The organism is Enterococcus sp. DIV0421 (genome assembly GCF_051713745.1).
Lineage (GTDB): Bacteria > Bacillota > Bacilli > Lactobacillales > Enterococcaceae > Enterococcus_D > Enterococcus_D casseliflavus.
In genome coordinates, this window is record NZ_JBIOQM010000001.1 from 1270009 (window position 1) to 1287867 (window position 17859).

The following is a 17859-nucleotide window of genomic DNA, read 5'->3' on the forward strand; positions in this document are numbered from 1 at the left end:
TCCTCTAGATTAAATATCTTCTCTAATAAATGGCATGCTCATGCAGCGAGGGCCGCCACGGCCGCGAACCAATTCACTGCCGGAGATTTTATGCAATTTGATGCCGGCTTCAGTTAATTTTTGATTGGTGATCGTGTTGCGGTCATAGACCACGACTTCGCCAGGTGCGATCGTCAAGGTATTGGAACCGTCATTCCATTGTTCCCGAGCTGCAGCGACCAAATCGTTCCCCCCACAGCGAATCAATTCCACTGCATCTAATTCTAAGTAGCGGCACAAAATGTTTTCTAACGTATCTTTTTCTTCTTTGATGGTTACGCCATCCCCGTCACGTGAGATTGAATAAACGGTCAGTTCTCCTTCAATTTCTGGATGGATCGTAAATTTGTCATAATCAACCATTGTAAATACCGTATCTAAATGCATGAATTTGCGTTCTTGACCAATATCAAAAGCTAAGACGTACTCAAAACTTGGTTCATGTTGGAACACATTACGAGCCAACTGTTCAATGGAAGTGGCATCTGTTCGTTGGGAGATCCCGATCGCTAACACTCGTTTTGACAGAACCAATTCATCGCCACCTTCAATTCGTGTTGGCTGATCACGGTCATAAAGCAAGTGCGGTGGCTGTTGTTGGAACATTGGATGATGAGCAAAAATGTATTTGCCATACAACGTTTCACGACGTCTTGTTTCTGAATACATGCGATTCAAGGAAACCCCGTTACCGATCGTCGCAAACGGATCGCGAGTGAAATACAAATTCGGCATTGGATCGATCAAAAACGGATACTGGTCATCCACAGCACCAGCTAGGCTTTGACTATGGGGCAATTTCAATTCATTTTTCGCTAGACCTGCCATCGTTTTATCGATGAATTGACGGTTATCTTCAAAAGATAAGAAATAATCGGTAATTTCAGCAATGATTTCTGGGCTTTGTAACGTTGTTTCTTCTAAATATTCCTTGATAAACTGCTCTTTGATTTCTTGACTAGTTAACGCTTCTGCTGCTAAATCTTCTAAATACAACACCTCCACATTATTATTACGCAATACATCGGCAAATTGATCATGTTCAGCCCTTGCTTGTTCCAAAAAGGGAATATCATCAAATAACAAGCGATTTAAATGATCGGGCACGAGGTTTTCTAATTCTCGACCAGGGCGATGGAGCATGACTTGCTTCAAGCGGCCGATTTCTGAAAAAACATGAATAGCATTTGACATTTCTTTACATCCTCCTTTGTTTTGATTACGCCTACATAGTACAAGAATGTATGCGCTTACCAAGCGACGTATTTCGCCTTCATTATGCAAAGCATTTGTCATTATGCAATAAAGAGTGAATATCTTCTTGCGAGCGTTTTTTTACTCGTTGTTATTTTTTTTTATGTAATATTTATTCAGCAATTTTTAAATAAGAATTTGATGAGAATTAAAATTTGATCGATTTTGTTCTTTTCTTTGATTTTGACGTCCCCGACCAATGCAGGCAAAGTTTACGAAAGAAAAGAACTTTTTCAACCAACAGCTTTCCTTTTTCGATTAAAAAAATCCGATGGTTGCGACTAAATGTGGCTATGCTATACTTAATAAGATCGTAGGAAAAGAAAGGGGTTTGATAGGAATGACCTATTCAATCAATTGGGATCTAGAAACAATTTTTCCAGGAGGCAGTGATTCTGTTCAATTAAAAGAACGCATGAGCCAGCTGGAAGAAGAAATCAAAACTTACCGTGAAAAAGTTGACGCTTGGGCACCAAACGCTACAGACAATGCGACAAAATTAGAGGAATTAATCGAACTTTCTGGCACAATCAATCAGGGATTTTCACAATGTGGCAGCTTTATCAATGCCTTGCTTTCAGCGAATGTCAACGACAGCAAAGCCAAAATCCTGACAGGCGACCTCTACGCAAAACTGCCAGCATTGCAAGCAGCACAAACCGTTTTCTCGAAAAAATTGACAGAAATTTCTGAGGATGATTGGACTGCGTTACTTACCGCGGAAAACTTAGCACCAATCGCCTTTCGTCTAAGCGAGATTCGTCGCGACGGCAAAGAATTGTTATCTGAAGCAGAAGAAACCATCATCAACACGTTAAATTTAGATGGCTTAAATGCTTGGAGCCAACATTACGATACGATCGTTGCCTCGATCGAAATTCCTTTCCTTCAAGAAGACGGCACGACGATCAACTTGTCCGCTGGTCAAGCCTTCAATAAAATGATGGGTGATCCAGATCCAGAAGTTCGTGCACGTTTATTTGACACTTGGGAAAAGACTTGGGCAGAAAAAGAAGACCTCTTTGCAGATACCTTGAACCATTTAGACGGCTTCCGCCTTTCTACCTTCAAGCTTCACGGGGTCACTGATTACTTGAAAGAACCATTAGAATACAATCGTCTGCAAAAAGCGACATTGGATGCTATGTGGGGCACGATCCAAAAGAACAAACAGCCGATCGTTGATTTCTTGACCCGCAAAGCCCAGCTTTTCGGCAAAGAAAAAATGGAATGGCAAGATCAAGATGCGCCGATCATCCTTGGGGACATGGAAGAAAGAACCTACACCTTTGATGAAGCAGCTGACTTTATTTTGACCAACTTCCGTAAGTTCAGTCCGAAAATGGCTGACTTTGCCCAAGTTGCTTTTGAAAAAAGTTGGATCGAAGCAGAAGATCGTCCTGGCAAACGTCCTGGTGGCTATTGCACCAGCTTGCCAGAAACCAAAGAGTCACGTATTTTCATGACCTACAGCAATTCAGTCAACGAAGTAGCGACGCTTGCCCATGAGTTAGGTCACGCGTTTCACAGCAGCGTTCTTTGGGAGCTACCAGAATTAAACCGCAACTATGCCATGAACGTCGCCGAAACAGCAAGTACCTTTGCTGAATTGATCGTTGCTGATGCAACCCTCAAAGAAGCGACAACGAAGGAAGAAAAAATCAATCTATTGGATGCCAAAATGCAAAATGCGATCGCGATGTTCATGAACATCCATGCACGCTTTATTTTTGAAAACAGCTTCTACCAAGCCCGTCAAAACGGCTTAGTTTCAGCGGAGCAAATCACGGAAATGATGACAGCGGCGCAAAAAGAAAGCTATGCGGATGGGTTAGCGACTTATCATCCACATTTCTGGGCAGCCAAATTGCACTTCTTTATTGATGATGTGCCATTCTACAACTTCCCTTACACCTTTGGTTACCTCTTTAGCATGGGGATCTATGCGTATGCCAATGAAAAAGGGTCTAGCTTTGAAGAAGAATACATTGCTTTATTGCAAGATACTGCTTCAATGACGACGGAAGAACTGGCACAAAAGCACCTTGGTGTTGATTTAACAAAACCAGACTTCTGGCAAGCAGGGATCGACATGGTCCTAAAAGATGTTGCCAGCTTTATGGAATTGACTGAAGACTATATCTAAAAGAAAAAACCCTCTTCCAACACGACGCTTGGAAGAGGGTTTTTCTATCAGGCATTCAATAAAGTTAAGCCAATCGTTAAGTAGCCTGCGTACAGACACCAAATCAAATAAGGAATAAACAAGTACATTGCTTTTTTGTCGATGCGAGCAAAGAGGATCATACAAATAATCACTGATAGGACTAACAAGACAATAATGACCGTTCCTGCCCAGTAAGCATTCCAGCCAAAGAAAACGATACTCCACAAGAAGTTTAGTACTTGCTGGATCGCAAAGAAGATATAGGCATTCTTTTTAAGCGCTGGATTGACTTTGGCTACGATCAACAGATACAATGCTGTTCCCATAAAGGCATACAAAATCGTCCAAACGATCCCAATGATCCCACCAGGAGGGGCTAAAAAGGGTTTTTCCATTTGCGCATACGTTCCAGCGATGTCTCCTGCAAACAAACTCGAGATGATTCCTGTTGCTTCGATGCCGATCACACAGACCAGCCAAATCAAAAATTTCATGTTCTCCACTCCTTCTTTTTTTCATGACGCTCTCATTTAATCGTACCATCGAATCGAAAAAAAGCAGAATAGAACGCTTAAAAAAAGAAACGCCCGTGTGGACGTTTCTTTCAAGGTAATTTTGATTATATTCAATGACAGCTACTTTGATTGTTCCTCTTCAAACTTCCGTCGTTCATTTTCCACATACTTGTATAGGGCCCCGTAGCGGCTGCGGTAGCCTTTTTTCCATGGCTTCTCTTTACCGCAAAAATGTAACAAAACGGTATGCTCGATGACCCAATCCAAACTCCATTCCCCTAAACTGATCGTTTCATAGGTACGGTTTTTTCGTACGTCATAGTTGTAGAGCTGATCAGGGATCGCCAGCACCCGATCGCCGTACAACCCATTCAAAATGTCTTGATCTGGCAAAAAGAGGTTCAAATGATTTTTCTCAATGAACGCAGCGATCTCTGTTTCTTTGACCTCTTGCCGCAGCTGGTGCACATTCATCAGCAAAACGCCTGAATTATAGTAGCCTTCCGACTCATAATTGCGCAAACGGACTTTATTGATGACTGTTGTTACTTCTGTCAGCTTAGAATGGCTGGCGGCGGCATACAGAAAATCCCCTAACGTCAGTTCATACAAGGGGCGCAAATCATTGATGCACAAAATATCCGCATCCAGATACAAGATTTTTTCCACCTGCTGCGGCAAGTAATTTTGTGCCAATAATCGATAGTAGATCGACTCAGGGTAGCGATCACTGACTGGCGCGGTTTTAAAAATCGAGCCAGAACCAATAATGATGGGATGATAGGTCATCGCCAGCTTTTGACAAAAAGCCTCCAGCTCTGCAGCATGGCTCAATTCTTTTTCTTGTAAGACATAGACATCAAAGGATGCTACTGTCGTATGACGTTTGATTGAATATAACGTTGTTTTTAATTGTTCACTGAATCGATCATCAATCGCAAAAAGTAGATTCATGCTCTTGTTCACTCCTCTGTTACTGGCAGCGTGCAGGTTTTTGGAAAAAAATCGATTGCTGTTGCACGCAGCTTCTGTTCTTCTAGTATACCCGATTTTTGGTCTTTCTTTCAGTGAAACACCCTTGCCAATCGAACCCTTGCTTGGCAGACGCCAAAAAAGCTGTTCCATCCATGGGATGAAACAGCAAAGGATCGCTTATAAATGATTGTGTCTTAAAAACAGATCAGCGGATCGTTGCAAAAGCTTTTGACCACAACAATAATTCATCTAGCATATCATTGACACCCGCAGCCATGTGCTCACCGGGTTTGAAGGTACTGAAACTTTCAAAATCAGTAAATAAGTTGAAGGCTGGGTTGGTCCGCACGGTGGCAACTTTTTGTTCAGCTAATACGTTGCGCAATTGTTCAGCGGCCCGAATCCCACCGCCAGAACCGTAGCTGACGATCCCAGCAGCTTTATCAAACCATTCTTCCCGAGCAGAATCTACGGCATTTTTCAAGGAAGCTGCAAAACCGTGGTTGTATTCTTGCACGATAAAGATATAGCCATCTAATTCAGAAATTTTTTTGTTCCATGCTAGGTTTGGCTCAGCCGTTCCCATAAACGGTAAATCAAATGCCTTTACATCAACGATCTCGAACTGATGCTCTGACCGTTGATTAGCAATTTCTTGAATATATGCTCCGACTTGCGGACTTACGCGTCCTTCTCTTGTACTGCCTAAAATAATACCAAATTTCATGATAGGTTCCTCCTAAGATTGTTTTCGTTTGTTTTTTTAACGATTGGCAAATGTGTCTGCCCAGTCCAATAATTCCGTCAACATGTCGTTCATTCCTGCAGTCATATGCTCGCCAGGGGTAAAGGTGGCAAAGTTTTCAAAATCAGTAAATAAGTTGAAGGCAGGATTGGTGCGCACCGTGGCTACTTTTTGTTCCGCCAAAATCAAGCGAACTTGCTCAGCGGCACGAATCCCTCCTGCCGAACCATAGCTGACGATCGCTGCTGCTTTGTTGAACCATTCCTCTCGAGCGCTGTCCAACGCATTTTTCAAGGAAGCTGATATGCCATGATTGTATTCTTGTACGATGAAGAGGTAGCCGTCTAACTCAGCGATTTTTTCGTTCCACGCTTGGTTCACTTCACCTGTCCCCATAAATGGCAAGTAATAATCTTTGATATCAATGATTTCAAACGAGCGGTCGCTATGCGCGCGTGCTGTTTGTAAAACATAATTGGCTACTTGCGGACTCACACGGCCTTCTCTCGTACTGCCAACGATGATCCCGATTTTTTGCGCTTTTTTCTTTTCCGGGGTGCGATACACCTCTTTAATTACTTCTTTTTCAATTATTTGTTCTTTTTTCCCAAATCCAAAGACCATTCTTTTGTACTCCTTTTGTTGTGGTTTCTTTAACGATGGACTCAGCATACCAAACTTACTTTTAGTAAGTCAATCATTCTGCTTACTTTTTGTTAGAAAAAAATCTCAGCTGCTTCTTATTGACATTCGTTCGGTACCGAACTATAATCAACTCATCGATATAGTTAGGTACCGAACGATAAACCAAAAGGAGTGTACACCATGAGTACAATGACCGACCACTTAATGAAACAGCTTCGTTTTATCAGCGAAGCCAGCAATGCCTTTATGAGTCAAAACAACCAGCGCCTTTCGGGACAGCAACGTGTCCTGGCCGTATTAAATTTAGAAGACGGCTTGGTGCAAAGTTATCTTGCAGAAGTCTTAGACCTACGGCCAAGCTCTCTAGCGGAACTATTGAAGAAAATGGAAAATAGTGGCGATATTCATCGCAAAGAAGATGCTGCTGACAAACGGATCAAACGAATCTACCTGACAGAAACTGGAAGAAAAAAAGCGGAAAAATTACTAGCACAAAAAGAAGCCACCAGCAGTCAGTCGTTTTTTGCTGGGCTCTCAGAGGAGGATCAAACCGAGTTTGCTCGTCTGCTTGAAAACATCGCCGCTGGGTGGGAGACGGACTTCCAACAGCAGGCACAACGCTTTATTGACCCAATGGATCGTTTGCAAGCCATGCAAGAGATTCGGGAAGAAATGATGAAGCAATGGGGCGGAAATTGGCAGGAAATGACGAATGACGAGCGCCGAAAAATGAGGCAACAAATGAAAGATACTTGGCAAGAAATGGGCGTTGATGAGCGACGCAAAATGAAAAAACAGATCAAGGAAGCCATGCGGCAAATGCCGTTTCCTGGACATCGCGGCATGGTTGGCAATCGACCATTTGAGCCGTTTGGGCCGTTTGGGCCATTTGATAGTAGCGAGGCGAATGATCCACGGTACACATGGGTAAAAGGCAACTTTTTTGATGCCTACGGGTTTAGACAAGACCGCAAAGCAAGACCGACTTCCGCTTCTAAAGACGAAGCAGCCGAGGAGGATTGGCAGGATTTCTAATAACACCTAATTAAAAAGAAAAAGCGGTGAGCCATCTTGCTTGCTGCGGAGAAAAACGAATGGAAACAACGACACCAACAGTGAACAAAAACAAATTTAAAATGAAAGACTTTATCCACCTGATCGTCAGTGTCAATCCTAAGAAAGGCTTGTTTCTTTTAGGGATGCTCTTTAGCCTGATCACAAGTGCCGCCAGTTTGGTCGTGCCGCAGCTGACGAAAACACTGGTCGATGCCAGCGGCACCCCCACGTTCAGCACCTCCATGCTGGTCGTTTTGATCCTAGCCTTTGTGCTGCAATTAGGCGTAGGGACTTTAGGCGGCTTTCTCTTGCGCTATGTGGGAGAAAGTGCTGTGAAAACGTTGCGGGAACGTCTTTGGAAACATCTGCTGCATTTGCCAGTCAGCTATTTTGATGACCACAAGTCGGGGGAAAGCCGTTCGCGACTCGTCAATGATACGTCAGTGATCAAAGAACTAGTCACCTCGCAATTTCCCAGCTTTGTCACTGGCTTGATCCAATTGATCGGTTCGATGATCATCTTGTTTTTGATGGACTGGAAGATGGCTGCGATCATGTTCAGTGCGGTGCCTTTGATCACCTTGATCATGTGGCCAATCGGCAAGATCATGTCAAAACTGGGACGCCAGTTGCAAGCAGCGACCGCCGATTTCAATGCGGATGCCAGCGAAAAGCTCTCAGAGATCCGTTTGATCAAAGCCAGCAACGGAGAAGCCAGTGAACAAGAAAACGGTCGGCGCAACATTGGGGCAATTTTTACCCTCGGGGTCAAGGATGCGAAAGTCAGTGCGATTTTGCAGCCAATCATGACGACGGCCATGCTGGGCTTACTCGTAGGAATCCTCGGTTATGGCGCGATCCGTGTGCAAGCCGGCACCTTGACGAGCGGCGCATTGATCGCTTTTCTACTGTATCTCTTTAATATTATTGCGCCTGTAACGACGTTTGCGATGTTCTTTTCACAAGTCCAAAAAGCGATGGGTGCTACGGAACGGATCCAAGAAATTTTGGATACGCCGCTGGAGCCGATCCAGGCAGCACCCAAAGCCGCCATCGATGGCGCAGTCTTACGAGCAGAACAAATCGATTTCAGTTACGATCCCAAACGGCCGATTTTGCAAAACATTTCTTTTGAAGCCAAACCCAACACCGTGATTGCTTTTGCAGGACCAAGCGGCGGCGGAAAATCCACAATTTTTGCTTTACTGGAACGCTTTTATGAGCCCACCAGCGGGCGCTTGCTGATTGGAGATCAGCCGATAGCTGACATTGATCTGCAAAACTGGCGGGCACAGATCGGCTATGTTTCCCAAGACAGTGCGGTCTTTGCTGGTACGATTCGGGAAAACTTGCAATACGGATTGGGCCGAACGCTGTCAGAGGAGGAATTGTGGCAAGGACTAGCATTGGCTTATGCCGATCAGTTCGTCCAAGAGTTCCCCGAAAAACTAGAAACACAAATCGGCGAACGCGGCGTCAAACTATCTGGCGGGCAAAAACAACGGATCGCTATCGCTCGAGCATTCTTACGGGATCCCAAGCTGCTGATGCTGGATGAAGCGACCGCCAGCCTAGATTCTCAGTCAGAAGAAAAAGTCCAGCGGGCGTTGGATCATCTGATGGAAGGGCGTACGACATTAGTGATCGCCCATCGCTTATCGACCATCGTGGATGCCGACCAAATCTACTTTATAGAAAAAGGCACCATTACCGGTCAAGGTACCCATGCACAATTGATCAACAACCACCCGCTTTATGCTACCTATGTCAATGAACAAATGATCAACTAATCGAAAAAACTGCTTATTGACGGATAAGCAGTTTTTTTCTATTAGCCAACGGCTGAATGTTGCTTCTCTTCACGCGTCCCAGGCATTTGATTTACTCGCTGTAATTCTTTCAGCACCTGATTTTCTGCCCGCAAAAAATCCCGTTCGCTTTGGGCAGTAGCAAGCTTTCCTTGATAAACTAAGACTTCTTCTTGGTAGGTTTTGGCGGTCTTTTGGACTTCTTCTTCTAACTGATCGATTTTATGGGTCAATTCTTGATTGATCTGTTCATATTTTAGGTAAAGCTTCTGGGCATTTTCGATATTCGTTTGTTCCAAATTCGCTTTGCTGGATACTCGGGTAGCCAAATAAGTAAGTACACCAGTAATGAGTGACGGCAAGACAACTGTTACGATCGATGTATCCATGATCCTCCCCCATTCTTTTGATACGATTCATATCATCTGTTTCCAGTATAAAAGATACGATTCGTATCGTCAACTGATGTGATATTTTTTATATCAAATAATACAAAAATAGATACAAATTATATCAAACGTGCTATACTACAAAAAAGGAGGCGATCACTCATGCTTGGCGAACGGCTAAGAACACTCAGACTACGAACCAATCAAACCCAACAGCAGATCGCAGATCAGCTGGGAATCACCCGCGCAGCCTATTCTCATTTCGAAAATGATCGTAACGAACCCGATGGCGAGACCATCGTCAAACTCGCGGAGATTTTTCAAGTATCCACCGATTTTTTATTAGGCAGACAAGTCCCGGCAGGCTTTACGCAGCCCTCTGCAAAAGTTCAAACCGTTGCGGCCCATATTGATGATGACGTCACCGATGAGCAGATGGAAGATATCCTCAGCTATATTGAATTTATAAAACAGCGGCACGCCCAAAAGGAATGATGGAAATGGATAAAGTAGAAGAACTGATGGCCGCCTACCCAGACTTGCACTTTATTTTCGATAAAAATATGCCTGATGGTCAGCAAGGATTGTACATCGATCACCATATTTACTTGAACCCTGACCAATCACAAGAAGACCTCTTGAGCACCATCGGTGAAGAAATCGGTCATTATCTGACCAGTGCTGGCGACATTACCGCCCAAGATACCAACGAAAAGCGCAAACAAGAACGCAAAGCCCGCGACATTGGTTCTGCGATCGTGGTCACGCCCTATGATATCATCGCTTGTTTTGAAGAAGGCTGCAAAACATTGGCGGCATGCGCTGATTTTTTAGGGGTTCCCCCACAAACCTTCAAAGACGCGGTCACCTATTATGCCCGCCGCTTTGACGGTATCAAAACCGAAGAAAATTATACCTTGTTTTTTCATATCGACGGCACGATTGAAGTTGTCAAAACCTTTGGCAATCAAGGCTAAGCCTTTTTCACACAAAAACAGACGTTCCTTTCCTGCTGCTAAAGGCAGCGTTGACGGAACGTCTGTTTTTATCCTTGCATGTTGACCCGCATCAATACACGGTTCGGTCGATAGTTTTCTGAGGATTGATGAACCAATGCACCTTCCTCAAAACGATACAAATTGTATCCATAGCGTTCTTCAAAACGGACCATTCCATCGCCTTCATCTTCCCCGACAAACGACATACTTGCCACAGTATAGTAAGGAATCCCTGCGATCGTTCCCGTAAACGCATGATGGGTATGTCCACTGAGAATACAAGAGATTTGATACTGCTGCAATAATGCCACCAAACGATTGGCACCGGCCCATGCCGGCGTGCTTGCTTGGTCGGGCAACAAATGATGGTGCGTCACAAAAACGATTTTTTTCTCTTTGAGCTGCGCCAGCGTGGCTTGCAGCCATTCAAACTGTCGCTCATCTACGATACCGTCGGCATAGCCATAGCAGGAATTATCGAAAGTCACGATCGCCAATGTCTCCGTTTCATAGACTTGATTAAAAGGTGTATCACTGGCGGTTTCTACTGACTTGCCTTGCCAGCCTTGGCGAAAATGCCGTTTGATATCATGATTACCTAGCGTTACTACGATGGGCACTGAGCCAAAGGCTTTTTCTAAATACTGCTTCAAAGAGGCATAGTCGGCAGGCGCGCCATCTTCGGTCAAATCGCCGCTGATCACCACCAAATCGATCGCTGCTCGCGCCTTGGCATCTTGGATACACTCTTCAAGAGGAATCAAGGGATTTTGCATGGCTGCCAGCATTCCTTGATACCCTTCTTCACAAGGCAGGTAACTTTCTCGAAAGTGGATATCTGATATATGCAATACATTCATAGGTTTATCTCAATTTCTTTCTGATGATTCCAGTCAACTGGTCTAATAAGAAGACGGTCACAACGACGCCCAACAAAATAATACTTACCTTGCTCCAGGTTCTGGTTTGAATAGCAAAAATCAATGGTGCACCGATCCCGCCAGCACCGACTAACCCTAACGTTGCCGCACTGCGGACCGCAATTTCAAAATGATTCAATGCAAAGGAACTATAGATGGGTGCTAAGTAAGGGACCCGCACGAAAAACATCGTCTGCCAAAAATTGGCACCGACGGCTTGCATCTCTTCCGTCAAGCGCTCATCCATGGCTTCCATTTCTTCGGTAAACAACTTGCCTAGCATACCGATCTGGTGGACACCGATCGCCATAACTCCAGCAAAAGGTCCTGGACCTACCACACGGACAAAAATAATCGCATAAACCAGCTCGGGAAATGCCCGTAAGATATTGCAGATCATTTTGCCGATTTTTGCGACCCAGGGTGTCGAGGTCCATAGGTTGGCGGCACTCAGCAAGGTCACTGGAATCGCGCAGACTGTTGCGATCATCGTTCCTAGACAAGCGATCCCGATCGTCAGTAACAACAAGCTCCACAGATCTTCCCCACTGCCGTCATAAAAGAAAGACCAGTCTGGCTGACTCAGCCCTTGCAAGACATCTCTTCCCATCGCTAAGGAAAAGGTGCTTAATCCAGAATAATCCAGCGTCGCAGCAGATAAAACTAGTAAGACAGCAAAGAGCCCCCATAACAGCCAAGTCGTTTTCTTCACTTCTCTGATCATCATAGGAAAGACCTCCTTACCCGCTCACTGAGAAAATCAACGATCGCTACCGTCAGCAAAATCGTCAAGATAATGATCGAGACCCGCTCATAATTCAACAATGCCAATGAGGCGTTCAAGATGACCCCGATCCCGCCGGCACCCACATACCCTAACACCGTCGAAGCTCGAACATTGACTTCAAAGGCATAAAAAGTATAGCTGGCAAACTGGCTGATGACTTGGGGAATGATCGCCCAAACGGTCACTTGAAATTTATTCGCTCCTACCGCCGCTGCTGCTTCAATCGGCGCAAAATCAATGGTTTCGATCGCTTGGAACATCAACTGTGAAACCATACCAAAGGTAAAGACCGCAATGGTCAAAACACCAGTGGCTTCACCGATCCCAAAAATCGCTACGAACAATGCCGCCAACAATAGATTGGGGATCGTCCGCACCAGCCCTAAGAGAAAACGCATCGGCACCGAGACCCCACGGCTTTCTGTCACGACTGTTGTCGCCAACAGACTCACCGGTATCGCTGCGACTACTCCTAAAACGGTGCCTAAAAAGGACATCTGCAATGTCTTGATCAAGGGCATCATCAGTTGCGGTAGATAACTAAAGTCTGGGTGCAAAAAGCGAGCCATGAATGCCGTCATCTGGCTGCGATTCGACCACACTTGTGCAAAATCAGCCCCTGTGATCCAGGCACTACTTTGAAAAAAGAGCAGCAATAAAAGAACCAGCAGCAGGTGTTTGTACCAATTAAAATGAACTGTTTCTTTCAGTTTCATCGATTTCTCCTGCCTTTTCTTCAAAAATTGCTTTGCCATAGATTTGTTCTAAACGCTGATCTGTCAAAGCGGCTGCGTTGCCGTCAAAAACGATCGCACCTGCTTTTAAGGCAATGATCCTTGTCGCATACTGACGAGCCAAGGGAATCGAATGCAGATTGATGACAATCGTTTTTCCCATTTCTTGATTGATCTTCTTCAGATCCTCCATCACTTTCTCTGTCGTGATGGGATCTAGTGATGCCACAGGTTCATCTGCTAAAATCACCGGCGCTTGTTGGACCAAGGCACGGGCGATGGATACCCGCTGCTGTTGCCCCCCACTCAACTGGTCGCTTCTCGTTTGCAGTTTGTCTGACAAGCCGACAGTCGCTAGCGCTTCTTTCGTTCTTTCGTAGTCTTCTTTCGTAAACAACCCTAAAATACTTTTCCAGGTCCCGTAATACCCCAAACGCCCAGACAAAACATTTTTTTGAACGGTACTGCGTTTGACCAAATTGAAGCTTTGCGAGATCAATCCGATTTGTCGACGAATCAAGCGCAATTCTTTTTTATTGGCTTTCGTGACTGATTTGCCGTCTACCCGGATATCTCCTTCAGTGATTGGCACTAAGCGATTGATCGAGCGTAAAAAGGTACTCTTACCAGCACCGCTCAAGCCAATGATGGCCACAAATTCACCTTGCTCAATCGTCACATCTATGTTCTGTAATCCTTTGACCCCATTTGGGTAGACTTTGGATACATTCTCAAAAGTTATCATCTGTTTTCTCCATTATGTAGGGACCGCGGCAAAGTTTCCCCAATCGGTCACGGTCTATTTCACTAAAAAATGCACTGGTACTGCGTATTCCACCTATTCCCCTAGTAAATCGCTGCACATCTCCGTGTCCCGTTATCCTTCTACCGCAATCCCTGATTTTTTACTCTGCTGCTCGTTGTGTATAATCGCGAATGGTATCGTAAGCAGAATCTGCTGCTTCTTCATACCCTTGGTGTCCCCACAAGCTCATTGCTTCGGCACCCTCTTCATCATCTGCCATGTTCAAGAACACTTCTTTGATCTGCTCTTTTAGTTCAGCATCCATTGATGGTTGGACGGCAATGGCGTCATTTGGAATATCCCCTTCAGTCAAGTAAAGGACTTTTAGGTCTTTGAATAAATCGTTGTCTGGAAAGCTTGATGCAAAGACATTTCGTGCCCCTTGGAACACAAAGGCGGCATCCATCTGACCATTCAAGACTGCAGTGATCTCACTTGGAATATCATTCACCGTCGTTAATGTAGCATCCGTCGTTGGATCAACTCCTGCATCTTTCAACTCGGCAACTGGGTAAATATAGCCGCTGGCAGAGTTTGGACTCAATGTGGCGATTTTTTTCCCTTTTAAGTCCGTCAATTCTGTCATGTCGCTATCCGCACGGACCAAGATTTCCCCTTTGAAGGTATTGGTTTTTTCCCCTTCTAATGGCAAGCCCGTCTCTGGATCATAAGCACCTAATTGAGAAGTCAAAATCGCTTCAGCTGCATCCATGTCTTTGGCTTGAACATAAGCGGCTGGCGGCATGATCCCTAAATCAACTTGTCCAGAAGCCATCGCTTCTACGATCGTCGAATAATCCGTTGCTAACGTTACTTCTACTTCACGGTCTAATTTTTTTGATAAATACTCAGCAAACGGTTTTGCTTGGGCTTGCATCGAGCCGTCATTATTGGTCGGTACGAATTGTACCACCAGCTTTTCTTTTTCGGCTGCGGCACTGCTGTCGCTGCTGCTGCTCCCATTCCCACAGCCGGTCAATGCGGCAACTAACGCAATTCCTAACATTCCTTTAACAATTCGTTTCAATGGCATTTTTTCTCCTCCTAATGGTTTGACGCTTTCTTACATTCAAATCATACCAAGTATCCCATCAAAATGAAGTGACACATGTCCTATTTTACCTTATTTTTACATACAATTTACATTAGATTTTATTTATCGTTCGTGTTGAGTCGAAAGGGGAACTAAGCTATACTTAAAGAAAACCATTCAGGAGTGGCTGATTTCCATGAAAAAAATCGATGATACCGTACGCCTCAGTAATTACATTGACACCTTCGATCTGCAATCTTATATGGACAATGATTTGTTAGCGATGGCCACTTTGCATTCCTTTGAAAAAGAAGAGCACCTGATTCGAACGGGTACGCCTTCTGAATACTTGTATTTTCTCGTAGAAGGAACCGTGATGGTCTATTCCTTCTCTTCGGATACCCAAACGATTTGTATTGATTACGCCAAGCCAGCTGCACCTTTAGGAGAAGCTTCCTCTTTATGGGAACTCTTGCCGAAAAGCAGTGTCAAAGCCGCTTCTGCTTGCGTCTGTGTCTGCATCCCTTTGAATCGCTACCGCAACACCTTGCAACAAGACGTCCGCTTTTTGCAAACCATCTGTCAGTTGCTCAGTTCCCGCTTGAATTCGGGGATCAACTTAGCGAATTCATTGACGGAACCTGTAGAGACACGGTTGGCCAAATTTATTCTTGCGCATCAAGAAAATCAACACTTCTCCTTCCAGTTGACCACCTGTGCGGCGATCTTGAATGTCAGCTATCGCCACCTGCTGCGAACCTTTACCAGCTTTCGAGAAGACAAGCTGATTGAAAAACAAAAACAGGGCTATGCAATTCTCGATTTCCCCGCTTTAGAGTCGCTTGCCGAAAATTTAAGCCATGTGTAAGGATCAGTTCCCAAGAATGTTCGGGTTTTCCCTGAGTAGGCATTCCTGATGTTGGTCTTGCTCTTAACTCGCGCTGTGACAAGCGTTTGCCACCGTGTCAGGCAAGCGAGAAGGGCAACTGCGCCTTATTTTCTTACAAAAAACCCGATCCTTGCTGATATTCAGTCGAGGATCGGGTTTCTTTTGCTTATTTCACGATGGCTAAGAAGTCTTCTCCTTGCAAGACATCGGTTTGGTTCATATCCATCACATCTAAATATTGCGGGGTGTTCGTCACAACGATCGGTGTGATCGTGGATAAGCCAGCTGCTTTGATCGTATCTAGATCAAACTTCACTAACAAATCGCCGCGTTTGACTTGATCGTCTTGTTTAACAAAGACCTCAAAGCCTTTGCCGTCTAGTTCCACAGTATCCATACCAATATGCATCAAGACTTCGGCTCCATCCGTGGTGGTCAAACCAACGGCATGGCCAGTAGGAAAGAGCGTCGTGATGGTGCCATCTGCTGGCGCATATAAAGCCCCGACGGTCGGTTCGATAGCGATACCTTTTCCTAATGCACCAGAAGAAAAGACTTGGTCTTTGACTTCTGCTAAGGGAACCACTTTGCCTTCTAACGGACTGCTGAGGATCACTCGTTCTTTAGACGAACTCTCTGTGGGTGCTGCTGGCTCTTTTGCTGGTGCTGCACTGGCATCAGTTGCTGGCTGATCTTCAAAACGTAAGAAGAAGGTCAAGACAAACGCTGCGCCAAAAGCGATAGCCGTGCCGATCGAAGCTGCGATCAGACCACTTAGATCTTTCGTATCTTGTGGGATAAAGGACGGCAGACTTAGTAAGCTGACTAACCCAAAGGTATAGTTTTCGACTTGGCTGAAGCCAATGAAGGCACCACCGAGGGCACCACTGATACACGCGGCGATAAATGGTTTTTTCAATGGCAAAGTCACCCCGTACACCGTCGGTTCTGTGATCCCAAAAATTGAGGTGATTGTTGAAGAAAGGGCCAAGCCTTTCAATTTCACATTTTTTGTCATAAAGAACACTGCTAGCGCTGCACCCCCTTGAGAAAGGACAGCTGGCAATAGCATTGGTACCATGGTATCGACACCAGTTTGGCTGAGATTCAACATGATGATCGGTACAAAGCCCCAGTGCATGCCAAACATCACAAAGACTTGCCATAAACCACCCATGACAGCCCCAGCGATCAGTGGGCTGAAGTGGTAAATGCTGTCATAGGCACTACCTAACAAGTTTCCTAAAATCGTTCCTAGTGGACCGACGACAATAAAGGTCAATGGCGCCATGATCAAGAAGACCGCTAAAGGCACACAGATGATCTGTAAGAAGCTAGGAATGACTTTTTTAAAGAAACGCTCCACATAGCTTTGTAAAAAGACCGCTAATATAATCGGAATGACGGAAGACGTATAAGCACTCGCACCAATAATGACCGGAAGGCCTAAGAAACTCAAGGTTTGCCCAGCTAAAGCGGTGATGTCTGGATGAACCAACGCCATCGCTAAGGAAACCGCTAGAAATTCATTGGTACGAAACTTCTTCGCTGCAGTAAAAGCCAACATCACTGGTAAATAGGTAAATAACCCATCGGCAATCGCATACAATACGGTGTAGACCCCAGAATCAGCCGCTAACCAATTCAAGGTGACTGCCAGCGTCAAGAATCCTTTTAAGACCCCGGCACCTGCCATTGCGCCTAAAAATGGCGTAAAGATCGACGAAATAATATCCACCAGTTGATTCAACAAATTGCCTTTGTCGCCTTTGCTGTCTGCTTCGCCATCAAAGTTCGCTACTCCATTCAATTCACGGTAAACGTCACTGACATGACTGCCGATCACCACTTGGTATTGTCCGCCGCTTTGAACGACTTGGATCACATCGTCGTCTTGATTCAAGCGTGCCGTATCCGCTTTGTGCTCATCTTTTAATTTGAAACGCAAGCGGGTCGCACAATGCACCACGCTGTTGACATTTTCTTTGCCGCCCACCGCATCAAGGACGCGAACGGCAATTTCTTTATTTGAACTCATTTTTTCAACACTCCTTTTTTTTATAAAAAAACCCAGATTGAAAAAACGACCGTCTAACGAGT

At 44.9% G+C, this 17859-nt stretch carries 18 protein-coding genes; 6 read left to right on the top strand and 12 right to left on the bottom strand.

Going from position 1 to position 17859, the window contains the following annotated elements; translation table 11 throughout:
- Nucleotides 1–9: 9 nt before the first annotated feature.
- Complete coding sequence (gene arcA / locus IGI96_RS06260; protein WP_010748983.1) at nt 10–1233, bottom strand: arginine deiminase; 1224 nt, start codon at nt 1231–1233, stop codon at nt 10–12.
- 400 nt (nt 1234–1633) lie between these two features.
- Between arcA and IGI96_RS06265 the strand changes: the two genes are divergently transcribed.
- A complete protein-coding gene (locus tag IGI96_RS06265; RefSeq protein WP_010748984.1) occupies nt 1634–3439 on the top strand; it encodes a M3 family oligoendopeptidase in 1806 nt (601 codons plus the stop codon).
- Nucleotides 3440–3486: 47 nt separating this feature from the next.
- Here the strand turns inward: IGI96_RS06265 and IGI96_RS06270 are convergent, their stop codons facing one another.
- The 4 genes from IGI96_RS06270 to IGI96_RS06285 form a co-directional block, all read right to left on the bottom strand.
- Complete coding sequence (locus IGI96_RS06270) at nt 3487–3954, bottom strand: TspO/MBR family protein (protein WP_010748985.1); 468 nt, start codon at nt 3952–3954, stop codon at nt 3487–3489.
- A 141-nt stretch (nt 3955–4095) separates the two neighbouring features.
- A complete protein-coding gene (locus IGI96_RS06275; RefSeq protein ID WP_086338757.1) occupies nt 4096–4929 on the bottom strand; it encodes a glycosyltransferase family 8 protein in 834 nt (277 codons plus the stop codon).
- A gap of 226 nt (nt 4930–5155) precedes the next feature.
- Nucleotides 5156–5677, bottom strand: coding sequence for an NADPH-dependent FMN reductase (locus IGI96_RS06280; RefSeq protein ID WP_086338758.1), 522 nt, complete (start codon nt 5675–5677; stop codon nt 5156–5158).
- Between the two features lie 36 nt (nt 5678–5713).
- A complete protein-coding gene (locus IGI96_RS06285; protein WP_438784959.1) occupies nt 5714–6319 on the bottom strand; it encodes an NADPH-dependent FMN reductase in 606 nt (201 codons plus the stop codon).
- A 201-nt stretch (nt 6320–6520) separates the two neighbouring features.
- On the opposite strand from IGI96_RS06285, the gene IGI96_RS06290 reads away from it, so the two are divergent.
- The gene (locus tag IGI96_RS06290; protein WP_086338759.1) at nt 6521–7375 is read left to right on the top strand and encodes a MarR family transcriptional regulator; all 855 of its coding nucleotides are present in this window, start codon (nt 6521–6523) and stop codon (nt 7373–7375) included.
- A 59-nt stretch (nt 7376–7434) separates the two neighbouring features.
- Nucleotides 7435–9186, top strand: a complete 1752-nt coding sequence (locus tag IGI96_RS06295; RefSeq protein ID WP_438784960.1) for an ABC transporter ATP-binding protein — start codon at nt 7435–7437, stop codon at nt 9184–9186.
- Between the two features lie 41 nt (nt 9187–9227).
- Here the strand turns inward: IGI96_RS06295 and IGI96_RS06300 are convergent, their stop codons facing one another.
- Nucleotides 9228–9593: a hypothetical protein gene (locus IGI96_RS06300; RefSeq protein ID WP_086338760.1), complete on the bottom strand. Its 366-nt coding sequence runs from the start codon at nt 9591–9593 to the stop codon at nt 9228–9230.
- Between the two features lie 162 nt (nt 9594–9755).
- Here IGI96_RS06300 and IGI96_RS06305 point away from each other — a divergent pair, with 162 nt between their 5' ends.
- Complete coding sequence (locus IGI96_RS06305; protein ID WP_015510522.1) at nt 9756–10088, top strand: helix-turn-helix domain-containing protein; 333 nt, start codon at nt 9756–9758, stop codon at nt 10086–10088.
- A gap of 5 nt (nt 10089–10093) precedes the next feature.
- On the top strand, nt 10094–10570 hold the full coding sequence (locus IGI96_RS06310; RefSeq protein WP_034858679.1) for an ImmA/IrrE family metallo-endopeptidase: 477 nt from the start codon (nt 10094–10096) through the stop codon (nt 10568–10570).
- 68 nt (nt 10571–10638) lie between these two features.
- On the opposite strand, the gene IGI96_RS06315 is transcribed toward IGI96_RS06310, so the two are convergent.
- From IGI96_RS06315 to IGI96_RS06335, 5 genes are all read right to left on the bottom strand, one after another.
- Nucleotides 10639–11451 (bottom strand): metallophosphoesterase family protein, encoded by an 813-nt coding sequence (locus tag IGI96_RS06315; RefSeq protein ID WP_010748973.1) that lies wholly within the window; start codon nt 11449–11451, stop codon nt 10639–10641.
- Nucleotides 11452–11455: 4 nt separating this feature from the next.
- The gene (phnE, locus tag IGI96_RS06320; RefSeq protein WP_010748972.1) at nt 11456–12238 is read right to left on the bottom strand and encodes a phosphonate ABC transporter, permease protein PhnE; all 783 of its coding nucleotides are present in this window, start codon (nt 12236–12238) and stop codon (nt 11456–11458) included.
- Complete coding sequence (gene phnE, locus IGI96_RS06325) at nt 12235–13014, bottom strand: phosphonate ABC transporter, permease protein PhnE (RefSeq protein WP_086338761.1); 780 nt, start codon at nt 13012–13014, stop codon at nt 12235–12237. The genes phnE (IGI96_RS06320) and phnE (IGI96_RS06325) overlap by 4 nt, the downstream gene beginning before the upstream one ends.
- Nucleotides 12986–13777, bottom strand: a complete 792-nt coding sequence (phnC, locus tag IGI96_RS06330) for a phosphonate ABC transporter ATP-binding protein (protein ID WP_005230661.1) — start codon at nt 13775–13777, stop codon at nt 12986–12988. The genes phnE (IGI96_RS06325) and phnC overlap by 29 nt, the downstream gene beginning before the upstream one ends.
- 160 nt (nt 13778–13937) lie before the next feature.
- Nucleotides 13938–14870, bottom strand: coding sequence for a phosphate/phosphite/phosphonate ABC transporter substrate-binding protein (locus IGI96_RS06335; protein WP_086338762.1), 933 nt, complete (start codon nt 14868–14870; stop codon nt 13938–13940).
- 196 nt (nt 14871–15066) lie between these two features.
- On the opposite strand from IGI96_RS06335, the gene IGI96_RS06340 reads away from it, so the two are divergent.
- Nucleotides 15067–15738 carry a cyclic nucleotide-binding domain-containing protein gene (locus IGI96_RS06340; protein WP_086338763.1) on the top strand — a complete coding sequence of 224 codons (672 nt, stop codon included), beginning with the start codon at nt 15067–15069 and terminating at the stop codon, nt 15736–15738.
- Nucleotides 15739–15925: 187 nt separating this feature from the next.
- Here the strand turns inward: IGI96_RS06340 and IGI96_RS06345 are convergent, their stop codons facing one another.
- Complete coding sequence (locus IGI96_RS06345) at nt 15926–17797, bottom strand: beta-glucoside-specific PTS transporter subunit IIABC (RefSeq protein ID WP_086338764.1); 1872 nt, start codon at nt 17795–17797, stop codon at nt 15926–15928.
- Nucleotides 17798–17859 lie beyond the last annotated feature (62 nt).